Here is a 15048-nt window from a genome sequence, read left to right on the forward strand (position 1 = left end):
ATGAAAGATGACAAGGACCTGATATCCATGGAAGGAATGACGTTCTCCAATCTTATCGTGGCCGATTTCATGGACCGGCTCAAGGGGTCCGGGTATTTTTCAAATGTAGAATTGACCCAAACCACCAAAGCCACCAGCGAGGGGCGTGATCTGGTGAAATTCTCCATCACTTCAAAATATACCGAGAACCCGAACAAACCTGTCAGCCCTGCGGAAACGACGGGCCAAACAGCCGGAAAGGGGTCAAAATGAGCATAGATATCAAAGATCCCAAGATCCAAGTAACCATCGGCTTGATATTATTCGGCCTGATCATCGCCGGATTGTTCTTCAAATTCAGCTATCAGCCGTCTCAAAAAAGAATTCAGGAGCTTTCTGTCCAGGAGGCCAAGCAGCGTCAGGAGCTTGAGCAGGTCCGGGCCGCCGTGGCCAGACTCCCCGAATTGGAGGAGCAGTATAAAGCCCTGGAGAAAAAATGGGGCCAGGCCCAGGAACTGCTGCCCACCGATAGTGAAATTCCCAGCCTGCTTAAAAAGATCACCAATGCCGGGATCGAATCAGGGGTAAGGTTCCTGGTGTTCAAGCCGGGCAAGCTGGCCTCTGCCACTCAGCTTTCCGCGGCCATACCGGTCGCCATGTCGGTAATCGGCAATTTTGACCAGATAACCACATTTATGGCCAAACTGGGAAATTTATCAAGAATTGTAATTTCGTCACAAATAAAAATCAACCCTAATAATGATCCGATACGTACCATTAAGGCCGATTTCACGGCCAATGCCTATGTATTTAAATCAGGAGGAGATCAAGCCAGTGCAAAAGCTAAAACTTCTCGTAAGCCTCGGTAGCCTTTTAATTATCGTTTTGGCCATGGCGTCTGTCGGCTATGCTGCAGACCCTCCAGCGGTTTCCGGGACGATAGACCTGAAGGCGGCCGGTGAGGATACTCTTTTTAGGGCCCAGAACTATGCCTACGAACCAGCCGGGCGGAGGGATCCTTTTAAATCTCTGGTCCAGAAAAAGGGCGAGGGCTCGGGGGTTACGGATGTCAGCTCCCTGGATGTAAGCAATATGACCCTTACCGGCATCATCTGGGGTCCTTCGGGAAGGCTGGCCCTGATTAACGACACGCAAGGCGTAGGTTATATAATTAAGCCAGGGGATCAGGTGATCGGCGGAAAGGTTTTTGCCATCACCGACTCTTCGGTGGTCTTCGAACAGGGCGACCCCGGAAGCACCGTCAAGTTTGTTGTTCCGTTAACTGAAAGTAAAAGCAAAGGGAGCAAAAGAAAATGAGCTATCATAGAAGCAACAAAATACTGCCGTTGGCCGCTGCGGTCCTGCTGTCCGTATTTTCCCTGGCCAATGCAGCCAAAGTGCTGGATATCGCCGTCAAGAAATCCGAAGGGGTCACCCAGGTGGTGATCACCGGGGACGATATCCTTGATTCCAAGGATTTCACCCTCAGCAATCCCGACCGGCTGGTGGTCGATATCAAAGGAGCCAGCATTGCCTTCGGCAATAAGACCATGACCGTCAACAAGGGAGGCATCACCACCATCAGCACCAGCCAGTTCGACCGGGAGGGCGGGATCGCCAGGATCGTGATAGAGATGGGCGTAAAACCCAACTATCTGCTGATGACAGAAGAGAATGATATCATCGTCGCCCTGACCACCAAGGATACCTCTCCCTTTGCAGAATGGAAGGCCACCGCGGCTCCCTCTGAGATGGCTGTCGCTACAACCACTCCTCAGTCTCCTGTGCCGCCCAGTATGCCGGCCCCGCCGCCTCCGATGGTTGAGGAAACCCCGGTGGTGCCCGTGACCTCTACTCCGCCTCCTTCAACGCCTACGCTGGTCATGGAAGAGCAGCCGGCGGCCCCGGTGGTGCCAATGACCCCCACTCCGGCGGCACCCAGCACTCCTCCGCCGGTCATAGAGGAAATCCCCGCGGCGCCGATATATGCGGCAGCGCCCACCCCTCCGGCTCCTCCGGAGAAACTGGCCCTTCCGGCGACGCCAATTCAGCCCCGGGCCGCCTATGTTGAATCGCAGAAACCAAGATATCGTTCGGCCTCCACCGGCGGCTTGTCGGGCGGAAGATCCGTATCCATGGAACTTGAGAGCGCCGATGTGATAACTGTTTTAAGGGCCATGGCCGAATACAGCGGTAGAAATTTGATCGTGGGCAACGATGTCAAGGGATCGGTCAGTATGAGACTGCATAACGTTCCCTGGGCCCGGGCCTTTGAGGAGATAGTCAAGGCGGCGGGGCTGGTGGTCGAGGAATCGAGCGGCATCATCAGGGTGATGAGCCCCAAGCAGGCTACCGAAAATATGCGAATGAGAGAGCAGGGGCAGGAGCTGGTGACCGTGGTATATCCCATCGAATATGCGGTAGCTAACGAGATCATCGGATCCCTGAACAAGATACTCAGCTCCCGGGGTTCCATCCAGGTCGACAAGCGCACCAATGCCCTGGTGATCAACGAAGTATCCTTTAAGCAGGTCGAGATCGCCGAGCTGATCAAATTGCTGGATACCGCCACCCTGCAGGTGGAGATCATGGCCCGGATCGTGGATGTAGATATGGACGTGACCAAGGACCTGGGTATCAACTGGAACGTCTCCAATATCGCCAGCTATGATGCTAATGTCGAACTGCAGAATGCCAGCGTTCCCCAGTTACTGCCGGCCGGCACCAGGCCATCGATGACAGTGGGGACAATCCGATCCTTCGCCCAGATATCGGCCACCCTGACGGTACTGGAGGCCAAGCGTAAAGCCAACACCATCTCGAATCCCCGGATCACCACGGTCAATAATAAAGAGGCCAAGATAGTGGGCGGCAAAAAGATACCCATCTCCCTAAGAGACGAGAGCGGCAATACTGTCACTTCGATGTACACCATCGGTATGGTGCTGACCACCACCCCCCATATCAATTCCGCGGAGAACATCACCCTGGATGTCAAGACCGAGATCAGCGACCTGGATCCCACGGCCACCATCTTGGGCGGTGTGGTGATCCTGACCAACGAGGCCAGCACCCAGATAGTGCTGAACGACGGGGAAACGGCAGTGATCGGCGGATTGTTGCAGACCAAGGCAGGAAAGGCCTCGAGCGGAATTCCGATTTTGATGGATATTCCGTTTATCGGCGCCCTGTTCAGGTCGACCACCACATCAACCGCCAAGCGTGAGATCCTGATATTCCTGACCCCACACATAATAAAATCAAAATAACAGGTTATAACCTAATAAAAGAATCGTCCCGAATTGCTTCGGGACGATTCTTTTATGAAATAGCGCTATATTTATCCGGATTACTTTTTATTTAAGGTCTTTGCCAAACGCGATTTCTGGCGGGCGGCGGTTCTTTTGTGGATGGTGCCTTTCTTGGCGGCTGTATCTATCTCGGAATAGGCCGTTGACAGCAGTTCGGGGGTTTTCCCCTCAACCTTGAATTTTTTGACCACCTTGCGCATCTTCGATTTTACGGCCGAGTTGCTTTTTCTGCGGACTAAAGCCTGTCGGGCTCTTTTTGTTACCGAACTTTTTTTCTTCTTAACCACCTTTTTGATCTCTGCCACGTTAATTCCTCCAAATTTTATATGTTGTTGATAATTTTATGCTTTACAAACATATAAAAATATCATATCATTCATATAAAAGTCAAGCATTATATTTAAAATACAACCGGAAGCGAAAATTAAAGGACATGCTTAATGGATAGAAATGAAGCCAAAAGGGTGATAGAAGCCCTGCTGTTCGCCACCGACACGCCGATAGCTCCGTCAAAATTGAAGTCCCTGCTGGGGGAGATAGACCAAAAAATACTTCGGCAGCTGATAGCCGAGCTTAAGGTTGAATACGAGCGCGACGGCCATAGCTTTTCCCTGGTGGAGGTGGCCGGCGGATACCAGATATACACCCGCCCGGAATACGCCAAATGGGTTCAGGAACTTTTCCGGGGCAAACGGGCCTCCCGGCTGACGGCGGCGGCCCTGGAGACCCTGGCCATCATAGCCTATAAACAGCCCATCATCAGGGGCGACATAGAGGCCATTCGCGGGGTCAATGTCGACGGGGTGATGTCCACCCTGGCCGAACGCAATTTAGTGACGGTGGTGGGTCGTGACGAGCGCCCCGGGAAGCCGATACTGTACGGCACCACCCCGGAGTTCCTGCGTTATTTCGGCCTGGCCACCCTCTCGGACCTGCCAAAATAGAGGAATTGGAGGAATATCTGAAAGAGAAAGAAGAGGAGCGGGAAAAGATAGACCAGGAGATAGATGCCGAGCTTAGGAAGGATCAGATCCCGAACCACGGGGTGCAGGAGGAAGTGGCCTTCGATAAGATGGAGGGGGGACAGGAGCCTTTGCCGGATGAAACCATCCAGCAGGGCAGCGACTCCGGGGATACGGAACCAGCCGAATAGCCTATTAAAAAGAGGCCGAGCTTTCTAGTTATGCTCGTTTGTCGTGAATAACCAGCTTCTTTAGTTTGGACGGGGTGCCTTCTTCCACGGCGCATTCCAAATTATGAATGCGGAATTTCTCCCCGGGCAGGGGAATCCGCTGCAGTTTTTCCAGGATATACCCCGATAGCGTATGGGCCTGGCTTTCCAGGTTTAATTTGAACATCTCCTGGAATTTATCCAAGGGGATACAGGCATCTATCAGGTAGTTGCCGTTCTCCATCAGCCGATAGTACCTGAGCTCCACGTTATACTCGTCATAAAGCTCCCCGACAATCTGTTCCACTAGGTCCTCGGTGGTGATCATTCCTGACGGGATGCCGTATTCATCTATGGTAATGGCAATGGAGATATTGCGTTTTTGGAATTCCGACAGGGCCTGGGCCACTTTCATAGTCTGGGGAAAAAAATTGGGCAGACGAATGAATTCCACGGCCCTTATGTTTTTGGCCGAACGATGCCAGAAACGCAGCAGTTCTTTTACGTGGATAATTCCGATGATATTATCCTGATCGGTGTCATACACCGGAAGGCGAGAGAAACCCCATTTTAAAAAAGCGTCCACGATCTGCCCCATGGTGGCCGAAGCTTCCAGGCATACCAACTGAGATTTGGGGATCATGATCGAGGATATTGGGGTATCGGCCAGGTTCAATATCCTCCGCATCATGGATCCCTCCTCCTTGGAGAGGACCTGGTGCTGCATGGCGCGGGTCAGCAGGGCCTGCAGTTGATGATGGGACAGCTCCGGCTGGCGCTTAAAATAATTATTTAAGAACTTCAGGATATCAGGCATCTTGGTCCAGCGAGGCCAGTATTTTCAGCCCCTGGGGCGAGACCATTCCCCCCGAAACTATCAGTTTTATGGCTTCCTCCACGGTGATGCTTATCCGGAACAGCCGCTTCAGGGGAACTATCATTACCCGGCCTCCGGTGGGGTTGGGGGTGTTGGGCAGGTATACCGAGTAACCTTTTTGGTCCTCCTCCATATCCCACAGAACCTCCGAGGTAAGAAAACCCAGAGCATAGGTGCCGGGGCGGGGGTATTCCACCGCCACCACTTCGCGGAAGGCATATTTGTTGGTAAAGAAATTATCGGTGAACTGCCGGGTGGTGCCGTAAATAATTCTGACCAGGGGGATTTTGGTCAAAACATTCTCCCAAAATTTTAACAGACGCCTTCCCAGCAGATGCGAGGCCAGCAGGCCGACCAGGTAGATTAATCCGACCAGCAAAATAAAGCCGATGCCCCAGCGGGCGATCTGAGGAAGGGTCTGGAGATAGGGGATATAGATCAGCAGCTCGCCGAACAGCCGCCCGCTCCATTTGAACAGCAGCCAGCAGAGATAGGCGGTCAGCCCCACCGGCAGCATGGCCACCAGGCCGGTAAGGAAGTTATTTTTGAAACGGCCTTTGGCCGTTTTGGGCGGCGATAGAATATCCATCTCTCAAAAATATCATAAAAAAACAATAAGGTCAAGAAATATTATGCGTCTTTATCTGCGCTTGTTAAGTTATCTGGCGCCATACAAAAAACAGTTCATCCTGTCAATAATCTGCATGATGTTCCTGGCCCTGTTTTCGGGGGCTTCGCTGGGGGTGATCGCCCCGTTCATGAAGGTGCTGTTCAGCCAGCCGGAGCAGATCTCCCAGCAGGCGGTAAAGATAAGCCTGTCCTCAGGCTTTAGCGGTTCATTGGAGCAGATTAAGAACTGGTTCCTGTGGTGGCTGACCAGCGGGGGCCGGATCTCCGGGATCGCCAAGCTCTGCTGGATAATACTGGCGGTGTTCTTCGTCAAGAACCTGTTCAACTACCTGCAGCGCCTGCTGACGGTGCATATCGAACAGCATATCACCATGGACATCCGCAACCAGATGTACGGCCACCTCCAGCAGCTGTCGCTGGGCTATTTCCAGCGCAACAAGGTGGGACAGGTGGTCTCCCGGCTGACCAACGACGTCAACATGGTGCGGGGGGCCATCACCGAGGGGTCGCTGTCCATCGTCAGGCAGTCGCTCCAGGTGCTGGTCTACCTGGCCATCGTGGTTATCGCGGCCTGGAAACTGTCGCTGATCGCCATGTTGGTGTTGCCGGGCTGTCTGCTGCTGATCACCCTCATCGGGCGCCGCTTGCGGAAAAGGGGCAGGCAGCTGCAGGAGAGGATCGCCGACCTGACCGCGGTGGTGACCGAGACCATCGCCGGGATTCGGCTGGTAAAGACCTTTGCTGCCGAGGAATACGAGAAGCAGAAATTCATCAAATACAACCGGGATTATTACCGGACCATCTTCCGATTCGAGACCATGTCCGCCCTGTCCTCTCCGCTGACCGAATATCTGGGGGCGGCGGTGGGGGTGCTGATCATCTGGGTGGCCAAGGATTACATCGCTGGGGCCAACGCCCTCAGCCCCGAGAGGTTCTTTGTGTTCCTGGCGGCGGCCTTCTCCATGATCCAGCCGCTCAACGGGCTGGCCAGCGTCAACTCCACGGTGCAGCAGGGCCTGGCGGCCTCGGAGCGGATATTCAGTCTGCTGGACCAGGCGCCAGAGGTCATCGACCGGCCGGGGGCAACTGCGGTGGATGGGTTCCGTCAATCCATAAAATTCGAGCATATGGATTTTGCTTACAGTCCCAATCCTGCGGTATCCGAGAAATCATCTTATAATGCTCCCGTGATCGTGCTCAAAGATATCAACCTAGAGATCAAGCGGGGGGAGATGCTGGCTCTGGTGGGGCCGTCGGGGGCCGGGAAATCCACCCTGGTGGACCTGATCCCGCGGTTCTACGATCCCATCAAAGGAGCGATCTACCTGGATGGAAGGGACCTGCGGGAGCTGGACTCGAAATCGCTGCGCCAGCTGATGGGCATCGTGGGCCAGGAGACCATTCTGTTTCACGACACCATATTCAACAATATCGCCTACGGCAAGCGGGATGCCACCCAACAGCAGGTGGAGGAGGCCGCCCGGGCCGCCAACGCCCATCAGTTCGTATCCCAGATGCCGGAGGGCTACCAGACCGTAATCGGGGAGAGGGGGATCAGACTGTCGGGCGGGGAACGCCAGCGGATATCCATCGCCCGGGCCATCCTGAAGAACCCGCCCATCCTGATATTCGACGAGGCCACCTCGGCCCTGGACGCCCATTCGGAGGTGCTGGTGCAGCAGGCCATCGACCGCCTGATGTCCAACCGCACCGCCATCGTCATCGCCCACCGCCTATCCACCGTCCAGCGGGCCGACCGGATAGTAGTGCTGGATCAGGGAAAGATCGCGGAGATGGGCAAGCACCAGGAATTACTGGAAGGCCGGGGCCTTTACTGGAAACTGTACAATATCCAATTCAACAAATAGGAGGCCAGCCAATAGCGATATGAGGCTGCCATCCCTTGAGAAATATTTCAAGACGGCCCTTCTGAGGATCTTGGGAAAGCTGCTGTCGGACCGCTGCTACCAACCCCGGGAGGTGGACCTGTCGCTGATCGAACGGGTGATAGTGATCCGCCAGCATGACCAGCTGGGCGACCTGCTGTTGTCCACACCGGCCTTCAGGGCCATCCGGCAGTCCCTGCCCAAAGCCCATATCACTGTGGTGGCCCGGCAGTATACCTATCGGGTGCTGGAGAATAATTCCGATATTGACCAGATACTGATCTTTCCGGAAAAACTGTATCAGGCCTCTCCGGCCAAACTGTGGAGGCTGTGGAAGGGATTAAGGCAGGGCTGCGATCTGGCGGTGGTGCTCAATACCATATCCCATTCGCTGTCCAGCGATATTTTGGCTCGTCTTACCGGGGCCAAATATATTTTGGGCTCGGTCGAAAATCCATTCCCAGGGGTCCGGCCTAACTTGTTTTATAACCTGCTGGCTCCCGGCTCCGGAGAGCGGGTTCACGAGACCCGCCGCAATCTGAATATCCTGGAATATCTTAACATCAGGACTAAAGATATGGGAGAGAGGTGCGCCCTATCGCCCCAGGAGGAGGAGCAGGGCCGGGACATCCTTTACAATAATCATATCATGCCGGAGCGGACGGTTGGCATCCACCTGGGAGCCTATAATGTCTGCAACCGCTGGCCGCATCAGAATTACGCGGCCCTGGCCGACTGGCTGATCAAGGATTTCGGGTTTCAGGTGACGGTGTTTTGGGGTCCGGGGGAGGATGAGTTGGGGGAGAGATTTTTTGGGCTGGTGAAGAGCGAGGTCAAGACGCTGTCCGGGCTTAATATTCGCCAGTTGATCTCGGTGATGAAACCGCTGAGGCTGATGGTCTGCAACGACACCGGGGTGATGCACCTTTCGGCGGCGGTGGGCACCCCCACCTTCGCCATCTTCGGCCGGAGCGAGCCGGAGTTCTGGCGCCCTCTGAATAAGAATTTCTACGGGGTCAGGGGGCTGGACAGGACCTGCGCCTCGGCCGAGCTGGATGTGGTCCAGTCGGGCATTAAAAGAATGTTGTCCCGCAGGGATCTCTTTTAATTGAACAGATAAAACGAAAAGGGCCGGAAATCCGGCCCTTTTGTCATTTCAACATTATCATTCTCTTTAAGTCAATCGTTTTGTCGTTAACCGAGAGCCGGTAAAAATATACTCCCGGCGGAAGCATTCTGCCGGCCTGATCGGCACCGTTCCATTCCAATTCATATCTGCCCGAAGCAGGTTTATTGACTTCGATCATCCTCACCGCCTGTCCCAGCAGGTTGTAAATCTCGATCCGGGCCTGACCCGGCGAAGCAAGGGAATAACTTATGACGGTCTTATCCCTGAAGGGGTTCGGATTGTTCTGGTACAACTTATTTCTATCGGCTATATTGATCTGAGGCTTGCCCGTTACTCCCAGGGATGGAAAATAAGCCCGGCGTATCAAAGTACTGTCCAACACGTAGGGATTGACCTTGTTCTGCTGGTAGGTGGCTATCTTCTTGGTACGGGCTATCTCCCGGGCATCGGCCGGGTCGTTGACATGCCAGGCGTACAGAACATCCCGCTGGCCGGTCCACCAGGAATCGTTGGTGTCGCCCAGCTGCCAGAAGGTCAGGATATAATACATGGCCCTAGCGGTGTTGCCTTTTTGTTTCTCCCGGGGCTCGAATTTTACGCCGGAAAGACACTCGGCATACTCGTCAATATTGGAGGACGGCACGGTAGAGGTGCGCACGTTGTTCCGGTACCAATAATTAGCCTGGTTGTCCACGATGTCACCGAAGGGATAATTACCCCGGTCTCCGTTGACCTGGACCTCGGTGGGAAAGAGGTGGTGAAGGTCGGAGACGGCAGTGCTGGACGACAGCCGGCTCTGGGGCCAGGTATGTTCGCAGTTGATATCATGATCGTAAGCCCAGGTGCTGGGATCCTGGTTGGGATCCATGTATATCTTATATCCACTATAAACGCATTCCAGGCTGTCATTCAGCTTGTCGATTTCCCCATACATAACATCCCGTCCGACGTCGTAGCCCAGATTGGAGGTCGATTTATAGGACGAGATCAGCGAGTTTCTTAAGGTGGCGCCGGTCTGCCCCGGGAAAATGGTGGAGTCCGGCGGGACGGTCCCGGCGAAAATAAACCCGGCAGAGAATAGTTGTGCCGAAATTATCAACAGGGAAATTTTAAAACTTTTCATGCTCGTTCCTTTGATTATCAACCCAATTATCTACCCTGAACGGCAAAAAGTCAAGCCCTTTGCAATCGCCGGGTATTTTATGGTAAACTTAACGCCATGATCCAGCTTTCCAACATAAACGTATCCTTTGGCGATAAGACCCTTTTCAAGAATTTGGGATGGAATATCGGCCTTAACGAGAGGATTGCCCTGGTCGGCCCCAATGGGGCGGGCAAGACCACCCTGTTCAAGGTGGCCCTGGGGTTGATGACTCCCACCCAGGGCCAACGGTCCTGTTCCAACGGCATGCGCACCGGATATCTGCCCCAGGAGGAAGTGGTGCTGGCCGGCCGGTCCGTTCTGGAAGAGGCGATGTCGGTCTTTGCCGACCAGCGTTCCATCCAGGAGGAGATAGACCAGCTCTCCAGTCTGATGTCCACCATGGATCAGGATGATCCCGAACTGGCCCCGGTGGTGGAACGCTACGGCGAACTGCACCATATGTTCGAAGGATTCGACGGCTACCTGCTGGAGACCCGGGCCCGATCGGTGCTGCAGGGGCTGGGCTTCGGCCCGGCCGACCTGGATCAGCCGGTGGAGAATTTCTCCGGGGGCTGGAAGATGCGCCTGGCCCTGGCCAAGCTTTTATTGGAGGAACCATCCTACCTGTTCCTGGACGAGCCCACCAACCATCTGGACATCGAGTCCATGGACTTTCTGGAGGGCTACCTGAAAAGCTTTAAAGGCTCGATGGTGGTTATCTCCCATGATCGCTATTTCATCGACCGGACCATAAAAAAGATATACGAGCTGGACCTGGGGCGCTTTTCACTCTATCATACCAATTATTCGGGCTACCTGGAGGAGAAGGAGAAGCGCCGGGAGTTGCTGGTCAAACAAAAAGAGGAGCAGGCCAAGGAGATAGAACATATCCGGGAATTCATCGCCCGCTGGAGGGGCAATTTCATCAAGCGGGCTATGGTGCACAGCCGGGAGAAGATGCTGGGAAGGCTGCTGGCGGAGAGGATAGAAATACCGCAGAGCAGGCGCAGCTTCAGGTTGGGACTGCCGGAGGCGCCCCACTGCGGGCGGCGGATGTTGGAACTGTCCAACGTGACAAAATGCTACGGCGACAAGGTGGTGCTCAAAAATATTGACTTCCTGGTGGAGAAGGGCCACAAGGTGGGCCTGTTGGGCGTCAACGGGGCCGGCAAGACCACCCTGCTTAAGATGATGGCCGGGGTGGAGGATGTTACGCTGGGGCAGAAAAATTTATCCCCCAATGTCAGCATCGCTTATTTTGCCCAGCATACCGCCGAGATGCTGGATCCCGGTAAGACGGTGATGGAACAGGTGGAGTCGGTGATCCCGACCGAAACACCGGGCCGGGTGCGGACCATCCTGGGCGCATTTTTATTCTCCGGGGACGATGTCTTCAAGCCGGTAAAAGTGCTGTCCGGCGGGGAGAAGGCCCGGCTGGCCCTGTGCTGCACATTGCTGCTGCCGGCCAATCTATTGATAATGGACGAGCCCACCAATCACCTGGACCTCAAGGGCAAGGAGGTGCTGGAGCAGGCCTTAAAAGAGTTCAAGGGGACGGTGGTGCTGGTGACCCACGACCGCTATATCATTGACCAGGTGGTGGACACCATCATCGAGGTGGCCGACCAGGCGATAAAGGTGTATCCCGGAAATTATTCCGAATATCTGTATAAAAAGGAGCTGGACCGCCAATCTACCCAGGCCGCCGGCAATGCTCCCAAGCCCGATCCGGCCAGCGAGGAAAAGGTAGACTGGCAGGAGGCCAAGCGGCGCAAGGCCCAGGAGGCGGCCGGGGAACGCAAGCGCCAGAGGTTGATCTCCGAGTTGGAGCATCGCATCGCAAAATTAGAGGCCCGGCAGAGGCAGTTGGAGTTGCCCTCCGGGGGCCTGGCCGATCCCGATATCTACAAGAACGGCGAGAAAATGAAGGAACTGATGAACGAATTCGATGCCAACAAGCAGGAACTGCGGAGGCTGCTGGATCGCTGGGAATATTACCATGCGAAAGGCGAATAGATGAAAAAAAGCATCACGGTAATAATAAATGCCGACATCCATACCATGAAAGGCCGGCAGAGGGCCAAGGCCCTGGCCTGCGACTCAAAGGGCGGTATGATCCTCGATGTCGGCGGGAACAGCCAGGTACTCGGCAAATACAAGGCCCAGGGGCCGGAGGTCATCGACCTTAAGGGAAAAGTGGTCCTGCCGGGCTTCACCGACTGTCATACCCATTTCTGCAACTACTCGCTATTGGCTTCCCGGCCCGATCTGGACGGTATCCGGTCCATCAAAGAATGTCTGCAGGTGGTGGCCAGATATGTCTCCGGTAAACCGCCCGGACAGTGGATATTGGGAGGCGGCTGGAACAAAAATATCTGGACCGACGACCGTCTGCCGTCCGCACAGGATCTGGACACGGTGTCCATCAACAATCCTGTCATGCTGTGGAGCAAGGACTGGCACACCATCTGGCTGAATTCGTCAGCCATGGTGGCCCTGGACATCCACTCCCAAACGCCGGATGTTTCCGGTGGCGCCATAGAGCGCGACGCCAAAGGCAGGCCCAGCGGCCTACTGCGGGAGGAGGCGGCCAATCACTACTATCGCCTGGCTCCCAAAGCCTCCGAGGAGGAATATTCCAAGGCTGTGATCCTGGGCCAGAAGATGTTCGCCAAAATGGGCCTGACTGGGTTCCATACCATGGAGGGGGTCGAGGAATTCAATGTTCTGCAGTTTTTATCAAGGCAGAATAAATTATTCTTAAGGGGAACGCTTTACCATAATATCAAGGCCCTGGACGGACTGATCTCGGCCGGTATAAAAAGCGGCTTCGGGGATAAGAATTTGAAGATCGGGGGAGTAAAACTTTTCGCGGACGGCTCGCTGGGCTCCCAGACCGCCCTGATGCTGGAGCCATACCGCAACAGCGCCACATTGGGCATGAACACCGTGCCACCCGGGGAATTGCTGGCCCTGGTAAGCAAGGCTTCGAAGAATGGGCTGGCCTGCGCCATTCATGCCATCGGCGATGCCGGGAATCGCCTGGCTTTGGATACCTTCCAGAAGGCTAAAAGTTTCGGAAAAAGTTTGCGGCATCGCATAGAGCATTGTCAGCTGGTTCATCCCGATGACATCGCCCGGTTCAATGAGTTGAACATCATCGCCTCGGTGCAGCCCATCCACTGCCCGTCCGACCTTGACCTCATAGAAAGATACTGGGGTGCGCGGGGGGCTTATGCCTACCCGTTCGGAGATCTGTCCAAGAGCAAGGCCAGGATGGTCTTCGGCTCGGACTGTCCCATAGAGAAGCCCAACCCGTTTTGGGCCATACAGGCAGCCGTTACCCGGCAGAGGATCCCGGCCGACCGGCCGTCATTCCATCCGGAACAAAGGGTTTCATTATGGAATGCGATAAAGGCCTATACGGTGGATGCGGCCTACGCTTCGGGAGATGAGGCCTGGAAGGGAACGCTGGAGCCGGGCAAGGCGGCTGATTTCATATGCCTGTCGGAGGATATCTTTAAGGTGAAGCCCGAGGAGATCCATAAGATAAAAGTGGAGAGGACGTTCATCGGCGGGAGAGAGATTTAAAATATTAATTATTGGGGGTTATATGAGAAATACAATAATATTCGTAATCATCGCAACAATATTTTATTCGTGCGGTAAAATAGAAGAAAATAATAATACAAAAGTGGATATTAAAAGGAATACGCAAACTATACAAGATTCAACAATATATTGTGCTTTAAAATACAATCTTGAAAATTTTACAATGGCACACAGTACATCAAATAATATTGATTCTGTTATAAAGTATTATGAATTAAATGAAAATAATAAAATTGAAAGCAAAGCAAAGTCATTCCCGGAAACGCAAGAAGATGAACATCTTTTAAATACATTCATTGGTATAATTATGAAAGGGAAATTAAATGTTACATATATAATAAAAATGACGCTGATTAATAAAAACAATGCTGAACTAGGGGAGGTGTTTATTGATGTTCTTGCAAAATATTGGCAAAACCCAGAGAAAGATTTCATTAAGGCCGTTATCAGCTTGCCAGATTCAGAGTGTGCAAGAATTATTTATAGCACAATTCCGGAAGAGCCAAAAGAAGTAAAAGAAATTATAAAAAAGGTAGATAAATTGCCGGAAATAAAAAATCTAAAAGGCTATGATTTATTAAAGAAAATATTAATTGAATTAGCTAATAGATAATATATTACCCCGGCGACGGCTGATCCGCCACTTCATCGGCCACGGCCTGCAATTCCTTCTTGCATTTCACCTTCACCTTGCCCATCAACTCCAATCAGCACTTTATGTGGGTGTCGCATTAGCTCTGCTGCTGAACAGAGAAGGCCGTTAACCCCGCCAAGGCGGGGAGGCCATCATTAAAAAGGCTTCCGGGCAGAGGTATAGCGACAGGTTCTCTTTGCAACTTTCTCTTCAAAGAGAAAGTTGGTAGAAAGGGACAGCCGTTTTATTTTACTTTTCTGTGGGCCAGAAAAGTAACAAAAGAGCCTTTTCCGCCCAGTTGCGCGGTGTGTGTGGCGTTCGCTCCGGCATTCATCGGACCAGAACCGGCTATAAGCCAGTAACACGCTGAATGCTTTTTCGGAGCTGCAGCAATGCCGCTCCACTGCCTGTCCGCCGAAGCAGAGCGTAGGAGGGATGGCGGGGTCTCGGTGGGCTATAATGTCTTTGCCTGCTAAAAGTCGCATTAGCTCTGCTGCTGAATAAAGAAGGCCGTTAACCCCGCCAAGGCGGGGAGGCCATCATTAAAAAGGCTTCCAAGCAGAGGTTTAGCGACGAGCTTTTGACCTCACCCTTCCCTCTCCTAATGCTTTAGGAGAGGGGTAGGGGAGAGGTGCGGGACAAAAAAGAAAAAGAACAGCATAATTCCCCAAAACG

General features: G+C 53.4%; 15 protein-coding genes. 11 read left to right on the forward strand and 4 right to left on the reverse strand.

The features are described from left to right. The 4 genes from KJ869_10760 to KJ869_10775 form a co-directional block, all read left to right on the forward strand. On the forward strand, positions 1–252 hold a 252-nt coding region (locus tag KJ869_10760), incomplete at its 5' end, for a PilN domain-containing protein (protein MBU1577668.1). Then, on the forward strand, positions 249–848 hold the full coding sequence (locus KJ869_10765) for a type 4a pilus biogenesis protein PilO (GenBank protein MBU1577669.1): 600 nt from the start codon (positions 249–251) through the stop codon (positions 846–848). The genes KJ869_10760 and KJ869_10765, both read left to right, overlap by 4 nt. 22 nt (positions 849–870) lie before the next feature. Further along, entirely contained in the window at positions 871–1296 is a 426-nt protein-coding gene (locus KJ869_10770) for a pilus assembly protein PilP (protein ID MBU1577670.1), read from the forward strand. Continuing rightward, complete coding sequence (locus tag KJ869_10775; GenBank protein MBU1577671.1) at positions 1293–3248, forward strand: AMIN domain-containing protein; 1956 nt, start codon at positions 1293–1295, stop codon at positions 3246–3248. Before KJ869_10770 ends, KJ869_10775 begins: the two co-directional genes overlap by 4 nt. An 80-nt stretch (positions 3249–3328) precedes the next feature. On the opposite strand, the gene rpsT is transcribed toward KJ869_10775, so the two are convergent. Next, positions 3329–3595, reverse strand: a complete 267-nt coding sequence (gene rpsT, locus KJ869_10780; GenBank protein ID MBU1577672.1) for a 30S ribosomal protein S20 — start codon at positions 3593–3595, stop codon at positions 3329–3331. A 135-nt stretch (positions 3596–3730) separates the two neighbouring features. On the opposite strand from rpsT, the gene scpB reads away from it, so the two are divergent. Next, positions 3731–4234 carry an SMC-Scp complex subunit ScpB gene (gene scpB, locus KJ869_10785; protein MBU1577673.1) on the forward strand — a complete coding sequence of 168 codons (504 nt, stop codon included), beginning with the start codon at positions 3731–3733 and terminating at the stop codon, positions 4232–4234. 5 nt (positions 4235–4239) lie between these two features. Beyond that, entirely contained in the window at positions 4240–4443 is a 204-nt protein-coding gene (locus KJ869_10790) for a hypothetical protein (GenBank protein MBU1577674.1), read from the forward strand. A gap of 28 nt (positions 4444–4471) precedes the next feature. Here KJ869_10790 and KJ869_10795 read toward each other — a convergent pair whose 3' ends face one another. Next, positions 4472–5278 (reverse strand): hemolysin family protein, encoded by an 807-nt coding sequence (locus KJ869_10795; GenBank protein MBU1577675.1) that lies wholly within the window; start codon positions 5276–5278, stop codon positions 4472–4474. Next, positions 5271–5927, reverse strand: coding sequence for a DUF502 domain-containing protein (locus KJ869_10800; protein MBU1577676.1), 657 nt, complete (start codon positions 5925–5927; stop codon positions 5271–5273). Before KJ869_10800 ends, KJ869_10795 begins: the two co-directional genes overlap by 8 nt. A 43-nt stretch (positions 5928–5970) precedes the next feature. Here KJ869_10800 and KJ869_10805 point away from each other — a divergent pair, with 43 nt between their 5' ends. Then, a complete protein-coding gene (locus KJ869_10805) occupies positions 5971–7836 on the forward strand; it encodes an ABC transporter ATP-binding protein/permease (GenBank protein ID MBU1577677.1) in 1866 nt (621 codons plus the stop codon). Between the two features lie 19 nt (positions 7837–7855). Beyond that, entirely contained in the window at positions 7856–8962 is a 1107-nt protein-coding gene (locus KJ869_10810; protein ID MBU1577678.1) for a glycosyltransferase family 9 protein, read from the forward strand. A 43-nt stretch (positions 8963–9005) separates the two neighbouring features. Here KJ869_10810 and KJ869_10815 read toward each other — a convergent pair whose 3' ends face one another. After that, positions 9006–10106, reverse strand: a complete 1101-nt coding sequence (locus tag KJ869_10815) for an endonuclease (protein MBU1577679.1) — start codon at positions 10104–10106, stop codon at positions 9006–9008. Positions 10107–10202: 96 nt separating this feature from the next. Here KJ869_10815 and KJ869_10820 point away from each other — a divergent pair, with 96 nt between their 5' ends. Genes KJ869_10820 through KJ869_10830 form a run of 3 tightly spaced genes read left to right on the forward strand, consistent with a single transcriptional unit; the run spans position 10203 to position 14352 of the window. Continuing rightward, entirely contained in the window at positions 10203–12143 is a 1941-nt protein-coding gene (locus KJ869_10820; GenBank protein MBU1577680.1) for an ABC-F family ATP-binding cassette domain-containing protein, read from the forward strand. Further along, complete coding sequence (locus KJ869_10825) at positions 12144–13718, forward strand: amidohydrolase (protein ID MBU1577681.1); 1575 nt, start codon at positions 12144–12146, stop codon at positions 13716–13718. It begins immediately after the preceding gene. Between the two features lie 22 nt (positions 13719–13740). Beyond that, positions 13741–14352: a hypothetical protein gene (locus KJ869_10830; GenBank protein MBU1577682.1), complete on the forward strand. Its 612-nt coding sequence runs from the start codon at positions 13741–13743 to the stop codon at positions 14350–14352. Positions 14353–15048: the final 696 nt, after the last annotated feature.

Source organism: Candidatus Edwardsbacteria bacterium, assembly GCA_018821925.1.
Lineage (GTDB): Bacteria > Edwardsbacteria > AC1 > AC1 > EtOH8 > UBA2226.